General features: G+C 73.7%; 12 protein-coding genes. 11 read left to right on the forward strand and 1 reads right to left on the reverse strand.

What is annotated here, in order from left to right; genetic code table 11:
* A partial coding sequence (locus tag MET9862_RS25560) for an MFS transporter (protein ID WP_142585778.1) occupies positions 1-505 on the reverse strand: 505 nt, incomplete at its 3' end.
* 153 nt (positions 506-658) lie between these two features.
* Between MET9862_RS25560 and MET9862_RS25565 the strand changes: the two genes are divergently transcribed.
* The 11 genes from MET9862_RS25565 to MET9862_RS25615 all read left to right on the forward strand — a co-directional run.
* A complete protein-coding gene (locus MET9862_RS25565; RefSeq protein WP_142585779.1) occupies positions 659-2,473 on the forward strand; it encodes an IucA/IucC family protein in 1,815 nt (604 codons plus the stop codon).
* A complete protein-coding gene (locus MET9862_RS25570) occupies positions 2,470-3,564 on the forward strand; it encodes a GNAT family N-acetyltransferase (RefSeq protein ID WP_142585780.1) in 1,095 nt (364 codons plus the stop codon). Before MET9862_RS25565 ends, MET9862_RS25570 begins: the two co-directional genes overlap by 4 nt.
* A 35-nt stretch (positions 3,565-3,599) precedes the next feature.
* The gene (locus MET9862_RS25575; RefSeq protein WP_244612908.1) at positions 3,600-5,441 is read left to right on the forward strand and encodes an IucA/IucC family protein; all 1,842 of its coding nucleotides are present in this window, start codon (positions 3,600-3,602) and stop codon (positions 5,439-5,441) included.
* Positions 5,438-6,745, forward strand: a complete 1,308-nt coding sequence (locus MET9862_RS25580) for a lysine N(6)-hydroxylase/L-ornithine N(5)-oxygenase family protein (RefSeq protein ID WP_142585782.1) — start codon at positions 5,438-5,440, stop codon at positions 6,743-6,745. Before MET9862_RS25575 ends, MET9862_RS25580 begins: the two co-directional genes overlap by 4 nt.
* Positions 6,746-6,884: 139 nt before the next feature.
* Positions 6,885-7,544, forward strand: a complete 660-nt coding sequence (locus tag MET9862_RS25585; protein ID WP_142585783.1) for a cytochrome c3 family protein — start codon at positions 6,885-6,887, stop codon at positions 7,542-7,544.
* On the forward strand, positions 7,532-10,372 hold the full coding sequence (locus MET9862_RS25590) for a 4Fe-4S dicluster domain-containing protein (protein ID WP_142585784.1): 2,841 nt from the start codon (positions 7,532-7,534) through the stop codon (positions 10,370-10,372). The genes MET9862_RS25585 and MET9862_RS25590 overlap by 13 nt, the downstream gene beginning before the upstream one ends.
* Positions 10,369-11,745, forward strand: a complete 1,377-nt coding sequence (gene nrfD / locus MET9862_RS25595; protein WP_142585785.1) for an NrfD/PsrC family molybdoenzyme membrane anchor subunit — start codon at positions 10,369-10,371, stop codon at positions 11,743-11,745. The genes MET9862_RS25590 and nrfD overlap by 4 nt, the downstream gene beginning before the upstream one ends.
* Positions 11,742-12,257: a DUF3341 domain-containing protein gene (locus MET9862_RS25600; RefSeq protein WP_142585786.1), complete on the forward strand. Its 516-nt coding sequence runs from the start codon at positions 11,742-11,744 to the stop codon at positions 12,255-12,257. Before nrfD ends, MET9862_RS25600 begins: the two co-directional genes overlap by 4 nt.
* Positions 12,254-12,802 carry a c-type cytochrome gene (locus tag MET9862_RS25605; protein WP_244612909.1) on the forward strand — a complete coding sequence of 183 codons (549 nt, stop codon included), beginning with the start codon at positions 12,254-12,256 and terminating at the stop codon, positions 12,800-12,802. The genes MET9862_RS25600 and MET9862_RS25605 overlap by 4 nt, the downstream gene beginning before the upstream one ends.
* The gene (locus MET9862_RS25610; protein ID WP_142585787.1) at positions 12,799-13,758 is read left to right on the forward strand and encodes a hypothetical protein; all 960 of its coding nucleotides are present in this window, start codon (positions 12,799-12,801) and stop codon (positions 13,756-13,758) included. The genes MET9862_RS25605 and MET9862_RS25610 overlap by 4 nt, the downstream gene beginning before the upstream one ends.
* Positions 13,751-14,215, forward strand: a 465-nt coding sequence (locus tag MET9862_RS25615; RefSeq protein WP_142585788.1) for a hypothetical protein, incomplete at its 3' end; no start/stop codon positions are given. The genes MET9862_RS25610 and MET9862_RS25615, both read left to right, overlap by 8 nt.

Consider the following 14,215-nt stretch of genomic DNA (forward strand, 5'->3'; position numbering starts at 1 on the left):
GGAAAGCGGCCGCCATCACCAGCGAGCCGAGGATGCGGCCCGCCGACAGCCCGGCGCCGAGCCGGCCGAGCGCGGCCGGACGCGCCGCCTCCGGCACCGTCCGGACCAGGGCGGCCTGGGCGTGCGGCATCACGCCGGCCGCCCCCGCCCCGTAGGCGATCCGCGAGACGGCGAGGAGGGCCAGAGAGGCCGCCGGCACCGCTTCGAGCGTCAGCGCGAGGCCGAACAGGACATGGCCGAGCACCATCAGCCCGGCGAGCAGGCCGAACAGGCGGCGCAGCCGCCAGCCGCTGCCGGCATGGCCCCAGGCGGGTGCGCAGACCAGGAACGCGACCGCACCCAGGAAGGCGACCGCCCCGATCGCGGCCGCGTCGAGCCCCGTGCGCGCGGCCGCGACCGGGACCAGGGCGAGGACCGCCGATTGGCCGAACCCGACCGCGGCGGCGGCGAGCGATAGCCGCGCGGCCAGGCCGCCGCCGTGAGAGCGCAGATCGTCTGGAATCATGGAACCCTCGTCGTCGGGAGATTTCTAGCGAAACATCCGCCAACAGGGCAATGCATTCCGGTTAAATCTATAATCATTCCATAGTTCGTCTCATGTATTGCTCCATGAGTTGTCTTTGATTATCGATGCAATTTGCGGGATGGAGAGAGGTTCATGATCGAGGCCGACATCTCATATGCCGATGTTGCTTGCCAGATCTCGGCGCGCAGCTTCCTCAACAGCCTGATGCGGGAATGGACCGGCTGGTCCCTGGTCCCGTCCACGGGTCCCGAGGGCGAGCCCGCGCCTCCCGTGCTGCGCATCCCGCTGCCGAGCCGCGATTCTTCCGTCGCGGTCGCGGTCGTCCATCTCTCCGGCGTCGGCCAGCACGTGTTCCGGTTGCCCTTCCGCGAGCACCGGGCGGGCGCGGCCCCCCGGATCATGGCCTTCGCCGAATTCGCCGCGGCCATCGCCTGCGAGCCGGCCATCGTCGGGCCGGCAGCCGGCTCGCAGGCGATGGCCGCGGCGACCTTCCTGCGCCGCGTCTTCCAGAGCGCGGCGGCGGTCGAGGACGTGCTCGCCCGGGCGCCCGCGCGCAGCATCGCCCTGCACCGCGATCCCGGCTTCCTCGAAGCCGAGCAGGCGCTCCGCTTCGGCCATTCGGTGCATCCGACCCCGCGCAGCCGGGACGAGTTCACGCTGGAGGATGCGCGCGCCTTCGCACCCGAATATGGCCGGGGCTTCCCGCTGCGCTGGTGGTCGGCCGCGCCGGAGGCGGTGGCGCAGGGTTCGTCCCGCGCGGAGACGGCCGCGGCGCTGAGCGCGGATCTCGCGGCCGAGGATCCCGCCTTCGATCGGCGGATCCTCGCCGCGAGCGCGGGCCGCGTTCTCCTGCCGATGCATCCCTGGCAGGCGGCCCGCCTCGCCCTCGACCCCGCGATCGACGCCCTGTTCCGCTCAGAGGCGCTCACCGACCACGGCCCTGCCGGCACGCCCTGGTACGCGACCACCTCGCTGCGCAGCCTCTACGCGCCGCAGGCCCGCTTCATGCTGAAGCACTCGCTGAACCTCCGGCTCACCAACTCGCTGCGCCTCATCAAGGCGGTCGAGTGCGCGCGCGGCCTCGTGGTCGATGCGGTGCTCGCCGGCCCGGTCGGGGCCGAGATCGCCGCGCGCTGGCCGCGCTTCCATGTCCTCGGCGAGCCGGCCTATCTCGCCCTGCGCGGCCCGGACGGAAGGGTGCTGCCGCAGACCATCGTGGCGCTCCGCGAAAACCCCTTCCGCGGGCCCGGGCAGCGGCCGGCCGCGGTGCTCGCCGCCCTCTGCGAGATCTATCCCGACGGGCGCGGCAGTGCGCTCGCCGACACGATCCTGCGCGTCGCCGAGGGCGGGGGCACGCCCGAGGCCGCCGCCCTCCTCTGGTTCGAGCGCTTCCTCGACGTCGCGGTCGGGCCGCTTCTCGAGATCCAGTGCGAGTTCGGCCTGCTGTTCGGGGCGCACCAGCAGAACCTGGTGATCGGCCTGGAGGATGGCTGGCCGGCGGAGGCCTTCTTCCGCGACTGCCAGGGCACCGGCTACGTGCGCGAGTTCCTGCCCGCGCTCCGCGAGGCCGCGCCCGGGCTCGACCTCGAGGCCGGCCACCTCTTCGGCTCGGCCGAGGCCGCCCGGATCATGGCCTACTACCTCGTCGTGAACAGCATCTTCGCGGTGATCGGCGCCATCGCCATCGCCGGTCTCGCCTCCGAGGCGGCGCTCACGCGGGCGCTGCGGCGCTTCGTCGAGGCCCTGGCAGAGAAGGACCTCCGCGACAGGACCTGCCTGCGCCTCCTGCTCGACGCCCCGACCCTCGGGAGCAAGGGCAACTTCATGATCTGCTTCCGCAACATCAACGAGAACACGGACGTGACGGACCCCCTCGCGGGCTACGTGCCCATGCCCAATCCCCTGGTGTCCGATCCATTGGCGGCCTTCGCGGAGGCCCGGCCATGACTCTGCGCGCCCGCATCGATACCGTCTCCGGGACGGCGCTCGACGGCTGGACCGGGACGAGCCGGCACTGGCCCGTCGCAGGGGAGCCCCTCGCCGTCGAGAGCCTGCCCCGCGATGCCCGCTCCGCCCGGCTGCTCGCCACCCGCGACGGCGCGGCGCTCGCCGAGGCGGAACTGCATGCGCTCGACGGCGGCGAGGCGGTCCTCACCCTGGTGAGCCCGGAGGGCCGCCACCCGGCCGACACCCCGGTGGTCGCGGCCCTGGTCGAGGCCGCCTTCCAGCGCTGCCCGGAGGCGCGGCGGCTGCGCGTCGCCGGGCTCGGCGGCGCCCCCGCCCTGCTCGCCCTGGCGGCGGAGACGCGCGAGGCGGCGGGCTCGGACCGGCCCGACGCCGTCGTCGAGCGGAGCCTGTTCCTCCAGCTTCCCCTGCTCTGGCTCGCGCCGGGCACGCGGGCGGCCTACCCGCTGATCCGCTCGGCGATCGGGCCGCAGGACCGCCTGCCTCCCTTGCGGCCGCCCCAGCCGAACGGCCCGATGTACCGGCGCTGGCTGCCGCATCTCGGCACGACCCTGTCCTTCCGCGCCATCGACCGGCGCCGCGACCTCGCCCTGTTCCACGGCTGGATGAACCAGCCCCGGGTCGCCTATTATTGGGAACTCGCGCGGAGCGAGGCGGAACTCGACCGCTACCTCGCCGAGCAGGAGGCCGACCCGCACCTGTTCGGCGTGGTCGGCAGCTTCGACGACGTGCCGGTCGGCTATTTCGAGTTCTACTGGGCCAAGGAGGACCGGCTCGGGCCCTATTACGACGCCGAGGATTTCGACCGCGGCTGGCATGGGCTGATCGGCAACGCGCAGCATCTCGGACGTCCGAAGACGCTCGCCTGGTTCAAGGCCGTCACCCACTACCTCTTCCTGGACGAGCCCCGCACCCGGCGGATCATGGGCGAGCCGCGCGCCTCGCACCGCAAGATGCTGAGCTATTGCGGGGACGCGGCCTACGAGACGCTCAAGGAATTCGACTTCCCGCACAAGCGCGCGGCCCTCGTCTGCTGCGAGCGGGAGCGCTTCTTCCGCGAGGTGCCCCTGTGAGCGGCCCCGCGAGTGCCGCTGTGAGCGCGGGCCCCTTGCCGGGGCCCTTGCCGGGCGGCGCCCCGGTGACCGGGCCGCTCTGGCTCGACCTCAACCGGGCCCTGATCGCCAAGACGATCGCGGAACTCGCCTTCGAGGAGGCGCTGGCGCCCGAGCCGGTGAACCCTGCCGGCACGCAGTGGCTGCTGCGGCTGGAGGGCGGGATCGCCTACCGCTTCGCCGCCGAGCGCCGGATCTGGGGCAATCTCGCGATCGATCCGGCGAGCCTGGTCCGCATCGCGGACTCGGTCGTGAGCCCGGCCGGCGACGCGGCCGGCTTCCTCGTCGATGCGAGCGGGACCCTCGGCATCGCGCCCGCGACCCTGTGCGCCTATGCGGGCGAGGTGCTGAGCACGCTCGCGGCCGATGCCCGCATCGCCGCGCTCAGCCACGGCATGACCGGGCCGGACCTCCTCGCCCTGAGCGACCGCATCCTGCAGGCCTATCTCGACGGCCACCCGAAGGCGCCTGCGAGCAAGGGCCGCATCGGCTGGGGGCTCTCCGATTTCGAGGCCTACGCGCCGGAATTCCGGCCGGAGATCCGGCTGTTCTGGGTCGCGGCCGACCGCACCACCTGCCGCCTCGGCCTGGAGCCGGGCCTCGCCGAGGCCGACCTCGTCGCTGACGCCCTCGATGAGCCCGAGCGGGCGCGCCTGGAGGCGGCCTGCCGCGCGGCCGGCATCGGTCCCGCGACGCACCTCCTCCTGCCGGTCCATCCCTGGCAGTGGGACAACCGGATCGTGCTGCATTTCGCGGGCGAGATCGCGGCCGGTCGCCTCGTCCCCCTCGGCCGCTTCGGCCGCCCCTACCTGCCCCAGCAATCCCTGCGCACCCTCGCCTGCGCGGAGGCGGCGGGCCGCCTCGACGTGAAGCTCGCGCTCACCATCCTGAACACCTCCGCCTGGCGCGGGGTGCCGGGCAAGTACATGGCGGTCGGGCCGGCCTTCTCGTCCTGGCTCGCCGATAAGGCGGCCGGCGACCCGGAGCTCGCCGGCACCGTGATCCTGCGCGAGCGGGCCGGGGCCTTCTACCCCCACCCGGTCTACGAGCGGATCGCCGACGCCCCCTACCAGTACCGCGAGATGCTGGGCGTGATCTGGCGGGAGGGCATCGCCGGGCGCCTCGGCCCGGGCCGCTCCGCGATGATGATGGGCGCGCTCCTGAAGGCGGATGCGGCGGGCCGCCCCCTCGTCGGCAGCCTGATCGACCGGTCCGGCCTCGACCCGGAGGCATGGCTGGAGCGGCTGTTCGACCATGTGGCGGTGCCGCTCTACCACTTCCTCTGCCGCTACGGCGTCGGCTTCATCGCCCACGGCCAGAACGTCACCCTGATCCTGGAGGACGGGGTGCCCTGCGGCGTGGCGCTGAAGGACTTCCAGGGCGACGCCGACCTCATCGACCAGGACTTTCCCGAGGCGGACGACCTGCCCGAGGGCGTGCGCGAAACGCTGCTGCGCCGCCCGGCCGCGCACCTGCTGCAGCACCTGCAGACGGGCCATTTCGCGAGCCTGCTGCGCTTCCTCTCGGACGCGCTCCTGCGCGGCGAGGGCTTGCCCGAGATCGCCTTCTACGGCGCCCTGGCCCGGTCGCTGCGCCGCTACCAGGCGCGGCAGCCGGCGCTCGCGGAGCGCTTCCGCCTGTTCGAGCTGTTCGCGCCGCGCGTGCCGCGCGTCTGCATCAACCGCGTCCGGCTCAGCCTCGGCTACGGCGATTCCAACCTGCGGCCGGTCCCGCGCCTCGGCACCGACCTCGTCAATCCCCTCCATCGCGCGGAGACCTCCGCGCCGGGCAAGGCAGGCGCCAACATAGGCTCCAAGACAGGACTCCGCGCATCATGACGGACCACCCGCTCGACCTCGCCGGCATCGGCATCGGCCCGTTCAACCTGAGTCTCGCGGCGCAGCTCGACGCGGTCGACGACCTCGACGCCCTGTTCTTCGACCGTGGCCCGGCCTTCGACTGGCATCCGGGCATGATGCTCCCCGAGGTCTCGCTGCAGACCTCCTTCCTCAAGGATCTCGTCACGGCGGTGAACCCGACGAGCCCGTGGAGCTTCCTCGCCTATCTCGTCGCGCAGAAGCGCTTCTACGAGTTCCTCAACGCCGAGTTCGAGGCGGTGCCCCGCCAGGAATTCGCGCAGTACCTCGCCTGGGTCGCGGCCCGGCTGCCGGGCCTGCGCTTCGGCAGCGCGATCCGCGAGGTGCGCTTCGAGGGCGGCGCCTTCCGGCTCGCCGGCGACCGGGTGGCGGTCGCCGCGCGCAACCTCGCCCTCGGCGTCGGCCTGCAGCCGGACCTGCCGGCCTTCGCGGCCAAGCTCGACCCGCGCGACCGCTTCCACAGCGCGGAGGCCGCCTTCGCCCTCGACCGCACGGCGGGCCGGCGCGTCGCGGTGATCGGCGGCGGCCAGAGCGGCGCGGAGATCGTGCTGAACCTCCTGAGCCGGGGGGCCGACGCGCCCGCCTCGGTGGAGTGGATCAGCCGGCGCCCGAACTTCCAGCCGATCGATGCGACGCCCTTCACGAACGAGCTGTTCACGCCCCATTACGTGGAGAGCTTCCACGCCCTGCCGGACGCCCGCCGCCGCTCCACCGTGGCGCGCCAGAAGCTTGCGGGCGACGGCATCTCGACCTCCACCCTCCGGGCGATCTACCGCCGCCTCTACGCCCTGCGCCACATGGAGGGGGAGCCCCTCGCGGCGAGCCTGCTGCCGCACCGCGAGGTGCTCGACGTCGACCGGGCGGGCGGCTACCGCCTCGTCATGCGCAACGGCTTCGACGGCCGCATCGAGGTCTCGCAGGCGGACGTGGTCGTGCTGGCGACCGGCTACCGCTACGCGCTGCCGCCCTGCCTCGACCCGCTCCGCGAGCACCTCGCCCTCGACGCCACCGGCCGGCCGCAGATCGGCGCCGACTTCGCCGCCGCCTGGGACGGGCCGGCGGGCAACCGCATCTTCGTCCTGAACGGCGGCCTGATCAGCCACGGCATCGCCGAGCCGCAGCTGAGCCTGATGGCCTGGCGCAGCGCCGTCATCGTCAACGCGCTCGCGGGCCGCCCGGTCTTCGACATCGGGGCGCTGCCCTCCCCCGTCGCGTGGTCCCGCGCCGATCCCGAGCGCAGCCTCCGGACCTCGGGCCCAGTCTGATCCGGCATCCGGCCGAAGCGTTCGGGCCACACCCGCGGCATCGTGCCCGGGATGAAGGAACTTTGCCGGACGTGCCGAGTCCCTCCCTCGTGGAGGCAGCCCAAAGCTGCCGGGGGCGGTGTGCGAGAGCCCGGACGGGATGGTGCAGATCTTTCGTCCCGGGGCCGACACGCTGGCGCGCCTCGCGCTCGCCGCCCTCGCGGTCGGGCCGGTCCTCGCGGTCGGCCTCGCCTACACCCTGTGGCGTTCGCCCTACGCCACCGCGCAGGACGTGACCCGCGAGCAGCCCGTCCCCTTCAGCCACGAGCATCATGTCGGCGGCCTCGGCATCGATTGCCGCTACTGCCACACCTCCGTCGAGCAGGCCGCCTTCGCCGGCATCCCGCCGACCGAGACCTGCATGAGCTGCCATTCGCAGATCTGGACGAACGCGCCGATGCTGGCGCCCGTGCGCACCAGCCTGGCGGAGGGGCGGCCCCTCGTCTGGCGCCGCGTCCACACCCTGCCGGACTACGTCTACTTCAACCATTCCGTACACGTGGCGAAGGGCGTCGGCTGCGCCACCTGCCACGGGCCGATCCAGACCATGAAGCTGGTGCGGCAGGCCGCGCCCCTGACCATGGGCTGGTGCCTCGATTGCCACCGCGACCCGGCCCCGAATCTCCGCCCGCGCGAGGCGGTCTTCGACATGGCCTGGACGCCCCCCGACGACCAGGACGTGCAGGGGGCCCGCCTCGCCGCCGCCTACCACGTGAAGTCGCCCGAACGGCTCAGCGAGTGTTCGATATGCCACCGCTGACGCCCCGCCTGCCCGAACTCCGCCGCCGCGAGGCCCTGCACCTGCTGGCGGCCGGCATCGCCGCAGCCGTCGGCGGTTGCGCGAAGCCCGACGAGGAGATCCTGCCCTACGTGCACCAGCCGGAGGCGCTGCTGCCCGGCGTGCCGGCGCGCTACGCCACCACCCTGTCGCTCGCCGGCTGGGGCCGGGGCGCGCAGGGCCTCGCGGTCGACGGCCGGCCGATCAAGATCGAGGGCAACCCGCTCCACCCCGCGAGCCGCGGCGCCACGGACGTCTTCATGGAGGCGTCGGTGCTCGACCTCTACGACCCCGACCGCTCCCGTGCGGTGACGGAGCGGCGCAGCGGCATCGCCTCCTGGGAGATGTTCGGACAGGCCTATGCGAGGCCGCTGGCCGAGGCGCGGGCGCGCGGCGGCGCCGGCTTCCGGCTGCTGACCGGCCGCGTCACCTCACCGAGCCTGCAGCGCCAGATCGCGGCCCTGCGCACCGCGATGCCCGAGGCCGTCTGGCACGTGCACGAGCCCCTCGACGAGCCGCGGGCCCGCGCCGGCGCCGCCCTCGCCTTCGGACGGCCGCTGCGCGCCCTGCCCCGGCTGGAGCGGGCCGAGATCGTGGTCTGCCTCGGTGCCGACCCGCTCGGGCCCGGCCCGGACCAGATCCGCCTCGCCGCCGGCTTCATGGAGCGGCGGCGCGACCCGGCCCGGTTCGGCCGCCTCTACGTCGCGGAAGGGCTGCCGACGCTCAGCGGCATCAAGGCCGACGAGCGCCGGGCCGTGCCGCCGCACGGCCTGCCGGGTCTCCTCGTCCACCTCGCCAACGGCTTCGGGGCCGGCCTGCCCGATCCAGGCCTCGCCGAACCCGAGCGCGCCTTCGCCGAGGCGATCCGCCTGGATCTGCAGGCCCATCGCGGCCGCGCCCTGGTGCTGGCGGGCGAGGCGCTGGCGCCGGACTTCCACGCCCTCGCCCACTGGCTGAACGCCCGGCTCGCCGCCCCGGTCGACTGGATCGCCCCGCCGGACCCGATGCCGGGTGACGGGCCGGAGGATGCGCCGGGCGACATCGCCGGCCTCGCCCGCGACATGGAGGCCGGGCGGGTCTCCTGCCTCGCCATCCTCGGCTGCAACCCCGTCCTGACGGCGCCGGCCGATCTCGACCTCCCCGGCCTGATCCGGCGGGTGGGCTTCAGCCTCCATGTCGGCTGCCACGCCGATGAGAGCGCCGGCGCGACGCACTGGCACCTGCCACTGGCGCACGAGCTCGAGACCTGGTCGGACCTGCGCGGGCCCGACGGTACGGCGAGCCTCGTGCAGCCCCTGGTCCGGCCGCTCTATGGCGGGCGCTCGGCCCACGAGATCCTCAGCCTGCTGGCCGGCGAGCCGGCGCGCTCGGGCTACGCCATCGTCCGCGAGACCTGGTCCGGACAAGGGGGCGCCGACAGCGAGGGCTGGTGGCGCCGCTGCCTGCATGACGGCGTGATCCCGGACAGCGCCGCCGCGCCCCTGACCCTGCCGGAGCCGGCGCTGCCCGCGCTGCCGCCCCTGCCCGGCCCGCCCGCCGCCGGGCTCACCCTCGAGCTCACCGCCGATCCGAGCCTGTGGGACGGGCGCTTCGCCAACAATGCCTGGCTGCAGGAATGCCCGCGGCCGATCACCAAGCAGGTCTGGGGCAACGCCGTGCTGCTCTCGCACGGGGAGGCCCGGCGCCGCGGGGTCGAGGCGGGCCAGATGGTCAGCCTCACGGCAGGCGGGCGCAGCCTCGCGGTGCCGGTCGCAGTGGTCTCCGGCGTCGCCGACGGCGTGGCGGGCCTGAGCCTCGGCTACGGCCGGGCGAGCGCCGGCCGCATCGGCAACGGGATCGGCTCGGACGCCTACGCGCTCGCCACGCAGGCCGCCCCGCGCCTGATCCGCGACGTGGCGCTCACGCCCCTCGACGACCGGCGCGCGGTCCTGCGCACCCAGAACTATGTCGAGATCGCGGGCGAGACGGAGAGGCTGTTCCGCCGCATCGACCTCGCCGCCCTGGCCGGAGCCGAGCCGAAGGGCGTCGGCGCCGATCAGCCGACGCTGCTCGCGCCCTGGACGGGGGATGCCGACGGCCATGCCTGGGGCATGGCGATCGACACCATGGCCTGCATCGGCTGCAACGCCTGCGTGCTCGCCTGCCAGTCCGAGAACAACGTGCCGGTGGTGGGCCCGGAGGAGATCGCGCGCGGCCGGATGATGCACTGGCTGCGGGTCGATATCTACGATGCCGGCAAGCCGGAGCGGATCGAGGCCGGGTTCCAGCCCGTGCCCTGCATGCACTGCGAGCACGCGCCCTGCGAGCCGGTCTGCCCGGTGGCGGCCTCCGTCCATGACGGCGAGGGCCTCAACCTGCAGGTCTATAACCGCTGCCTCGGCACCCGCTTCTGCGAGGCGAACTGCCCCTACAAGGTCCGCCGCTTCAACTTCTTCGGCTACGCCGACGGGCAGGAATACGCGAGCCTCGGCGCCGAGCCGGTGAAGGCCCAGCGCAACCCGAACGTCACCGTGCGCGCCCGCGGCGTGATGGAGAAATGCACCTACTGCGTGCAGCGGATCGCGAGCGAGCGCCAGGCGGCCGAGCGCGACGGGCGCCCGATGGGCGCGGTCGCGACCGCCTGCCAATCGGCCTGCCCGACGCGGGCCATCCGCTTCGGCGACCTGAACGCGGAGGGCAGTGCGGTCGCCGCCGCGCGCTCGGACCCGCGCCACTACGCCCTGATGGCCGAGCTGAACACGCGCCCCCGCACCACCTATCTGGCGGAGCTGCGCAGCCCGAGCCCGGCGCTGTCGGGGGACCGCCCATGAGCGGCGGGCAGCCCCATGAGCGCGGCGGCCAGCCCCATCGGCTGATCGACGCGCCGCATCTCGGCTACGGCGCGATCACGGCCGCGATCGCCGACCCGGTCCAGCGCGGCGGCTTCGGCCGCATCTGGGCGATCACGCTCCTCTGCATGCTGCCCCTCGTCCTCCTCACGATCGGGGCGATCGGCGCGGTGCTCACCGTCGGCATCGGGCTCTCGGGGGTGAACACCACGGTGGTCTGGGGCTTCTCGATCGCGAACTACGTCTGGTGGATCGGCATCGGCAATGCCGGCACGCTGATCTCCTCGATGCTGCTGCTGACGCGCCAGCGCTGGCGCGCCTCGATCAACCGCTTCGCCGAGGCGATGACGCTGTTCGCGGCGGCGATCGCCGGCCTGTTCCCGATCATCCATCTCGGGCGCCCGCTCTACGCCTACTGGCTCGCGCCCTACCCGAACACCATGGCGCTCTGGCCGCAATGGCGCTCGGCCCTGGTCTGGGACTTCTGGGCGATCCTGAGCTACCTGCTGTTCTCGATCCTGTTCTGGTTCACCGGGCTGCTGCCGGACCTCGCCACCATGCGGGACCGGGCGACCACGCGCCGGGGCCAGGTGATCTACGGGGCGCTGGCGCTGGGCTGGCGCAACTCCGCCCGGCACTGGCGCGCCTACGAGACCTATCACCTGACCATGGCGGCGCTCGCCGTGCCGCTGGTCTGCTCGGTCCATTCCATCGTCGGCCTCGACTTCGCCGCGAGCCTGATGCCCGGCTGGCAGGAGAGCATCTTCCCGCCCTATTTCGTGGTCGGCGCGATGTTCTCCGGCTTCGCCATGGTGGTGCTGCTGGCGATCGTGATCCGCTGGGGCCTCAAGCTCCAGGCGATGATCACGCCGGCCCATTTCGACGCCATGGCGAAGGTGCTGCTGTTCGCCAGCATCGTGATGGCCTTCTCCTACGCCACCGAGTGGTTCACCGCCTGGATCGGCGGCGAGCATGCCGACCGCAGCGTGATCGGCTACGCCTTCTCCGGCGACTACGCGCCGCTCTACGGCGCGCTCCTGGTCTGCAACTGCCTCTGCCCCCAGGCCCTGTGGTTCGCCCGCGTGCGGCGGAGCCTCCCGTGTCTCGCGATCCTCTGCGTGCTGATCAATGTCGGGATGTGGTTGGAGCGGATCCTGATCGTCTGGAACACGCTCTCGCACGGCCACGCCATCAGCCTCTGGCGGACCTACCAGACCAGCCTCTACGACCTCGCCATCCTGTTCGGGCCGCTCGGGCTCTTCGTCGCCCTGTTCCTGGTTCTGGTGCGCCTCCTGCCGATCGTCTCGATGCACGAGGTCCGCCAGCTCGCCCGCGACGAGGGGGCGGCGCGATGACCACGCCGCTGCTCGCCGAATTCGAGAGCCCCGAGGCCCTGATCCGGGCCTGGGCCCGCGCCCGCGACGAGGGCCACCGCGCGGTCGACGCCTTCACGCCCTTCCCCCTGGAGGAACTCGCCGAGGCCTTCGGGCCGCCCCCGCGCCTGATCCGCCCCGCCATGGCGGCGGCGGGGTTCGGCGCGGCGGCCCTGCTCTACGCCCTGCAATGGTGGAGTTCGGTCCACGACTACCCGCTGAACGCGGGCGGGCGGCCGCTGCACAGCTGGCCCGTCTTCCTGCTGGTGCCCTTCGAGGTCGGCGTGCTGGCCGCGGCGGTTGCCGGCTTTGCGGCCCTGCTCCACAGCTGCGGCCTGCCGCGCCTGCACCACCCGCTCTTCGTGATGCCGCAATTCGAGCGGGCGAGCCAGGACCGCTTCCTGCTCCTCGTCGCGCCGAAGGGCGATCCGGCTCCCTTGCGCGCACTGCTCGAGGCGGCGGGCGCGCGCCTCGTGGCGGAGACGCATCCGTGACCGCCCGGCCGCTCCACTTGGTCCTGGCCGTGCTGCTCGGCGGCGGGCTCGCGGCCTGCGACGACCTCTCGATGACGCGGCAGAAGCGCTACGACACCTATGCCCGGGCCGGCCTCTGGACGGACGGGGCCGCTTCCCGCACGCCGCCGGACGGCACGGTGGCGCAAGGGGATCTCGCCTACGCCGCCGCCCTCGACGCGCCCCCGCCCGTGGACGCCGCCCTGCTCCGGCGGGGCCGGGCGCGCTACGAGGCGATCTGCACCCCCTGCCACGGGCTCACCGGGCACGGCGACGGCATGGTGGTCGCCCGCGGCTTCCCCGCGCCCCCCTCCTACCACGAGGACCGCCTGCGGGCCGCGCCGGCCCGCTACTTCGTCGACGTGATCACCCGCGGCTACGGCGTGATGTACGCCTATGCCAACCGCGTCGCCCCGCGCGACCGCTGGGCGATCGCCGCCTATATCCGCGCGCTCCAGCTCGCGCAGGGGGCCCGCGTCGCCGAGGTGCCGGGCCTGGCCGAGCGGATCCCGGAGGAGCGGCCATGACGGACGCCCTTGCCCGCGGCTGGCTGCTCGCCTGGATCGCCTTCGGGGCGGCGCCTGCGGGCAGTCTCGTGCTGCTGCTGATCCACCGCATCACCGGAGGGGCGTGGGGCGAGGCCCTGGCCCCGGTGCTGCGCCCGGCGGCCGGCCTCCTGCCGCTGGTGGCGCTGGGCTTCGCCGGCGTCGCGCTGGCCCAGCCCCTGCTCTACCCCTGGGCGGCGGATCCGGGCACGGTGAAGCCGGACGTCGCGGCCCTCTACTTCACCCCCGTCCTGTTCGCCGCGCGCGGCAGCGTCGCCCTCCTCGGCTGGTCGGTGCTGGCGGGCCTCGCCCTGGCCGGGCGCTGCGGCCGGCTCGCGGCCGGACTCGGCCTCGCCTTCTACGGGCTGACCATCAGCCTCGTGCCGGTGGACTGGATCCTCTCCCTGGAGCCCGGCTTCACCGCATCCGCCTTCGGGGCCGGCATCGCGCTCCACCAGATCCTCGCCGCCCTCGCGCTGGCGGCCGTGATCGGCCCGCGCAGCCTCGACCGGACGACCGCGCCGGACCTCGCCAATCTCCTGCTCGCAGCGCTCCTCGGCGTGCTCTACCTGGGCCTGATGGATTACGTGGTCGCGTGGTACGGCGACCTGCCGCCCAAGGCCGCCTATTACCTGCGGCGCGGCACCGACGCCTACGCGGCCCTGATCGGCACGGCTCTGGTCGCGGGCGGGATCGTCCCCCTCCTGCTGCTGCTCTTCTCCGGCCTGCGGACGAGCCCGGGCGCCCTGCGCCTGGTCGGCCTCCTCGTGCTCGTCGGGCTCGCGCTCCGCTTCGCCTGGCTCGTCCTGCCGGCCTGGGGGGCGGACGCTCCCGTCGCGGCGCTGGCGGCGATCGCCTGGCTCGCCCTCCTCGCCGCCCTGACCCGCGGGATCCTGCGCCGCCTGGGCCGGACGGTCCGGAGGCTCGGCCATGTCTGAGACGAGGCCCGAGGCGGCGGATGTCGAGCCGGTGCAAGACGACGTGGTCGGCCATGCCGAGGGGCCGCCGGAGGCGCCCGACATCCGCGTGAGGCCGATCCTGCTGACCGCCCTGTTCATCGTCGCCTTCACGGCGGCGACGCTCGCGGGCCTGCGGGCCTACAAGCAGCTGGTCGTCACGAGCCCGGATGCGCCGGCCCCGCGCAGCTTCGCCGGGCCGGTCCTGCAGCGCGATCCGGAGGCCGACCTCGCGCGCCTCGTTGCCGGACAGCGCGCCCGTCTCACCGGCTATGGCTGGGTCGACCGGGAGCGCGGCATCGCCCGCATGCCGATCGAGGAGGCGATGCGCCGCCTCGCCGAGCGCGGGCCCCAGGCCTATGCCGCCCCGCTCCAGCCCGAGCGCACGCCCCCGCTCGGCAGCCGCGGCGGCGCGGACGGCCCCCCGGCGCCCGACGGG

Source organism: Methylobacterium symbioticum (genome assembly GCF_902141845.1).
In the GTDB taxonomy this organism is placed as follows: domain Bacteria; phylum Pseudomonadota; class Alphaproteobacteria; order Rhizobiales; family Beijerinckiaceae; genus Methylobacterium; species Methylobacterium symbioticum.

What these genes read in the sequence shown, in the direction of transcription:
- MET9862_RS25570 (WP_142585780.1), top strand. Translation starts at nt 2,470, where the DNA reads ATGACTCTGCGCGCCCGCATCGATACCGTCTCCGGGACGGCGCTCGAC.
- MET9862_RS25580 (WP_142585782.1), top strand. Translation starts at nt 5,438, where the DNA reads ATGACGGACCACCCGCTCGACCTCGCCGGCATCGGCATCGGCCCGTTC.
- MET9862_RS25590 (WP_142585784.1), top strand. Translation starts at nt 7,532, where the DNA reads ATGCCACCGCTGACGCCCCGCCTGCCCGAACTCCGCCGCCGCGAGGCC.
- MET9862_RS25565 (WP_142585779.1), top strand. Translation starts at nt 659, where the DNA reads ATGATCGAGGCCGACATCTCATATGCCGATGTTGCTTGCCAGATCTCG.
- MET9862_RS25600 (WP_142585786.1), top strand. Translation starts at nt 11,742, where the DNA reads ATGACCACGCCGCTGCTCGCCGAATTCGAGAGCCCCGAGGCCCTGATC.
- MET9862_RS25585 (WP_142585783.1), top strand. Translation starts at nt 6,885, where the DNA reads ATGGTGCAGATCTTTCGTCCCGGGGCCGACACGCTGGCGCGCCTCGCG.
- nrfD (WP_142585785.1), top strand. Translation starts at nt 10,369, where the DNA reads ATGAGCGGCGGGCAGCCCCATGAGCGCGGCGGCCAGCCCCATCGGCTG.
- MET9862_RS25610 (WP_142585787.1), top strand. Translation starts at nt 12,799, where the DNA reads ATGACGGACGCCCTTGCCCGCGGCTGGCTGCTCGCCTGGATCGCCTTC.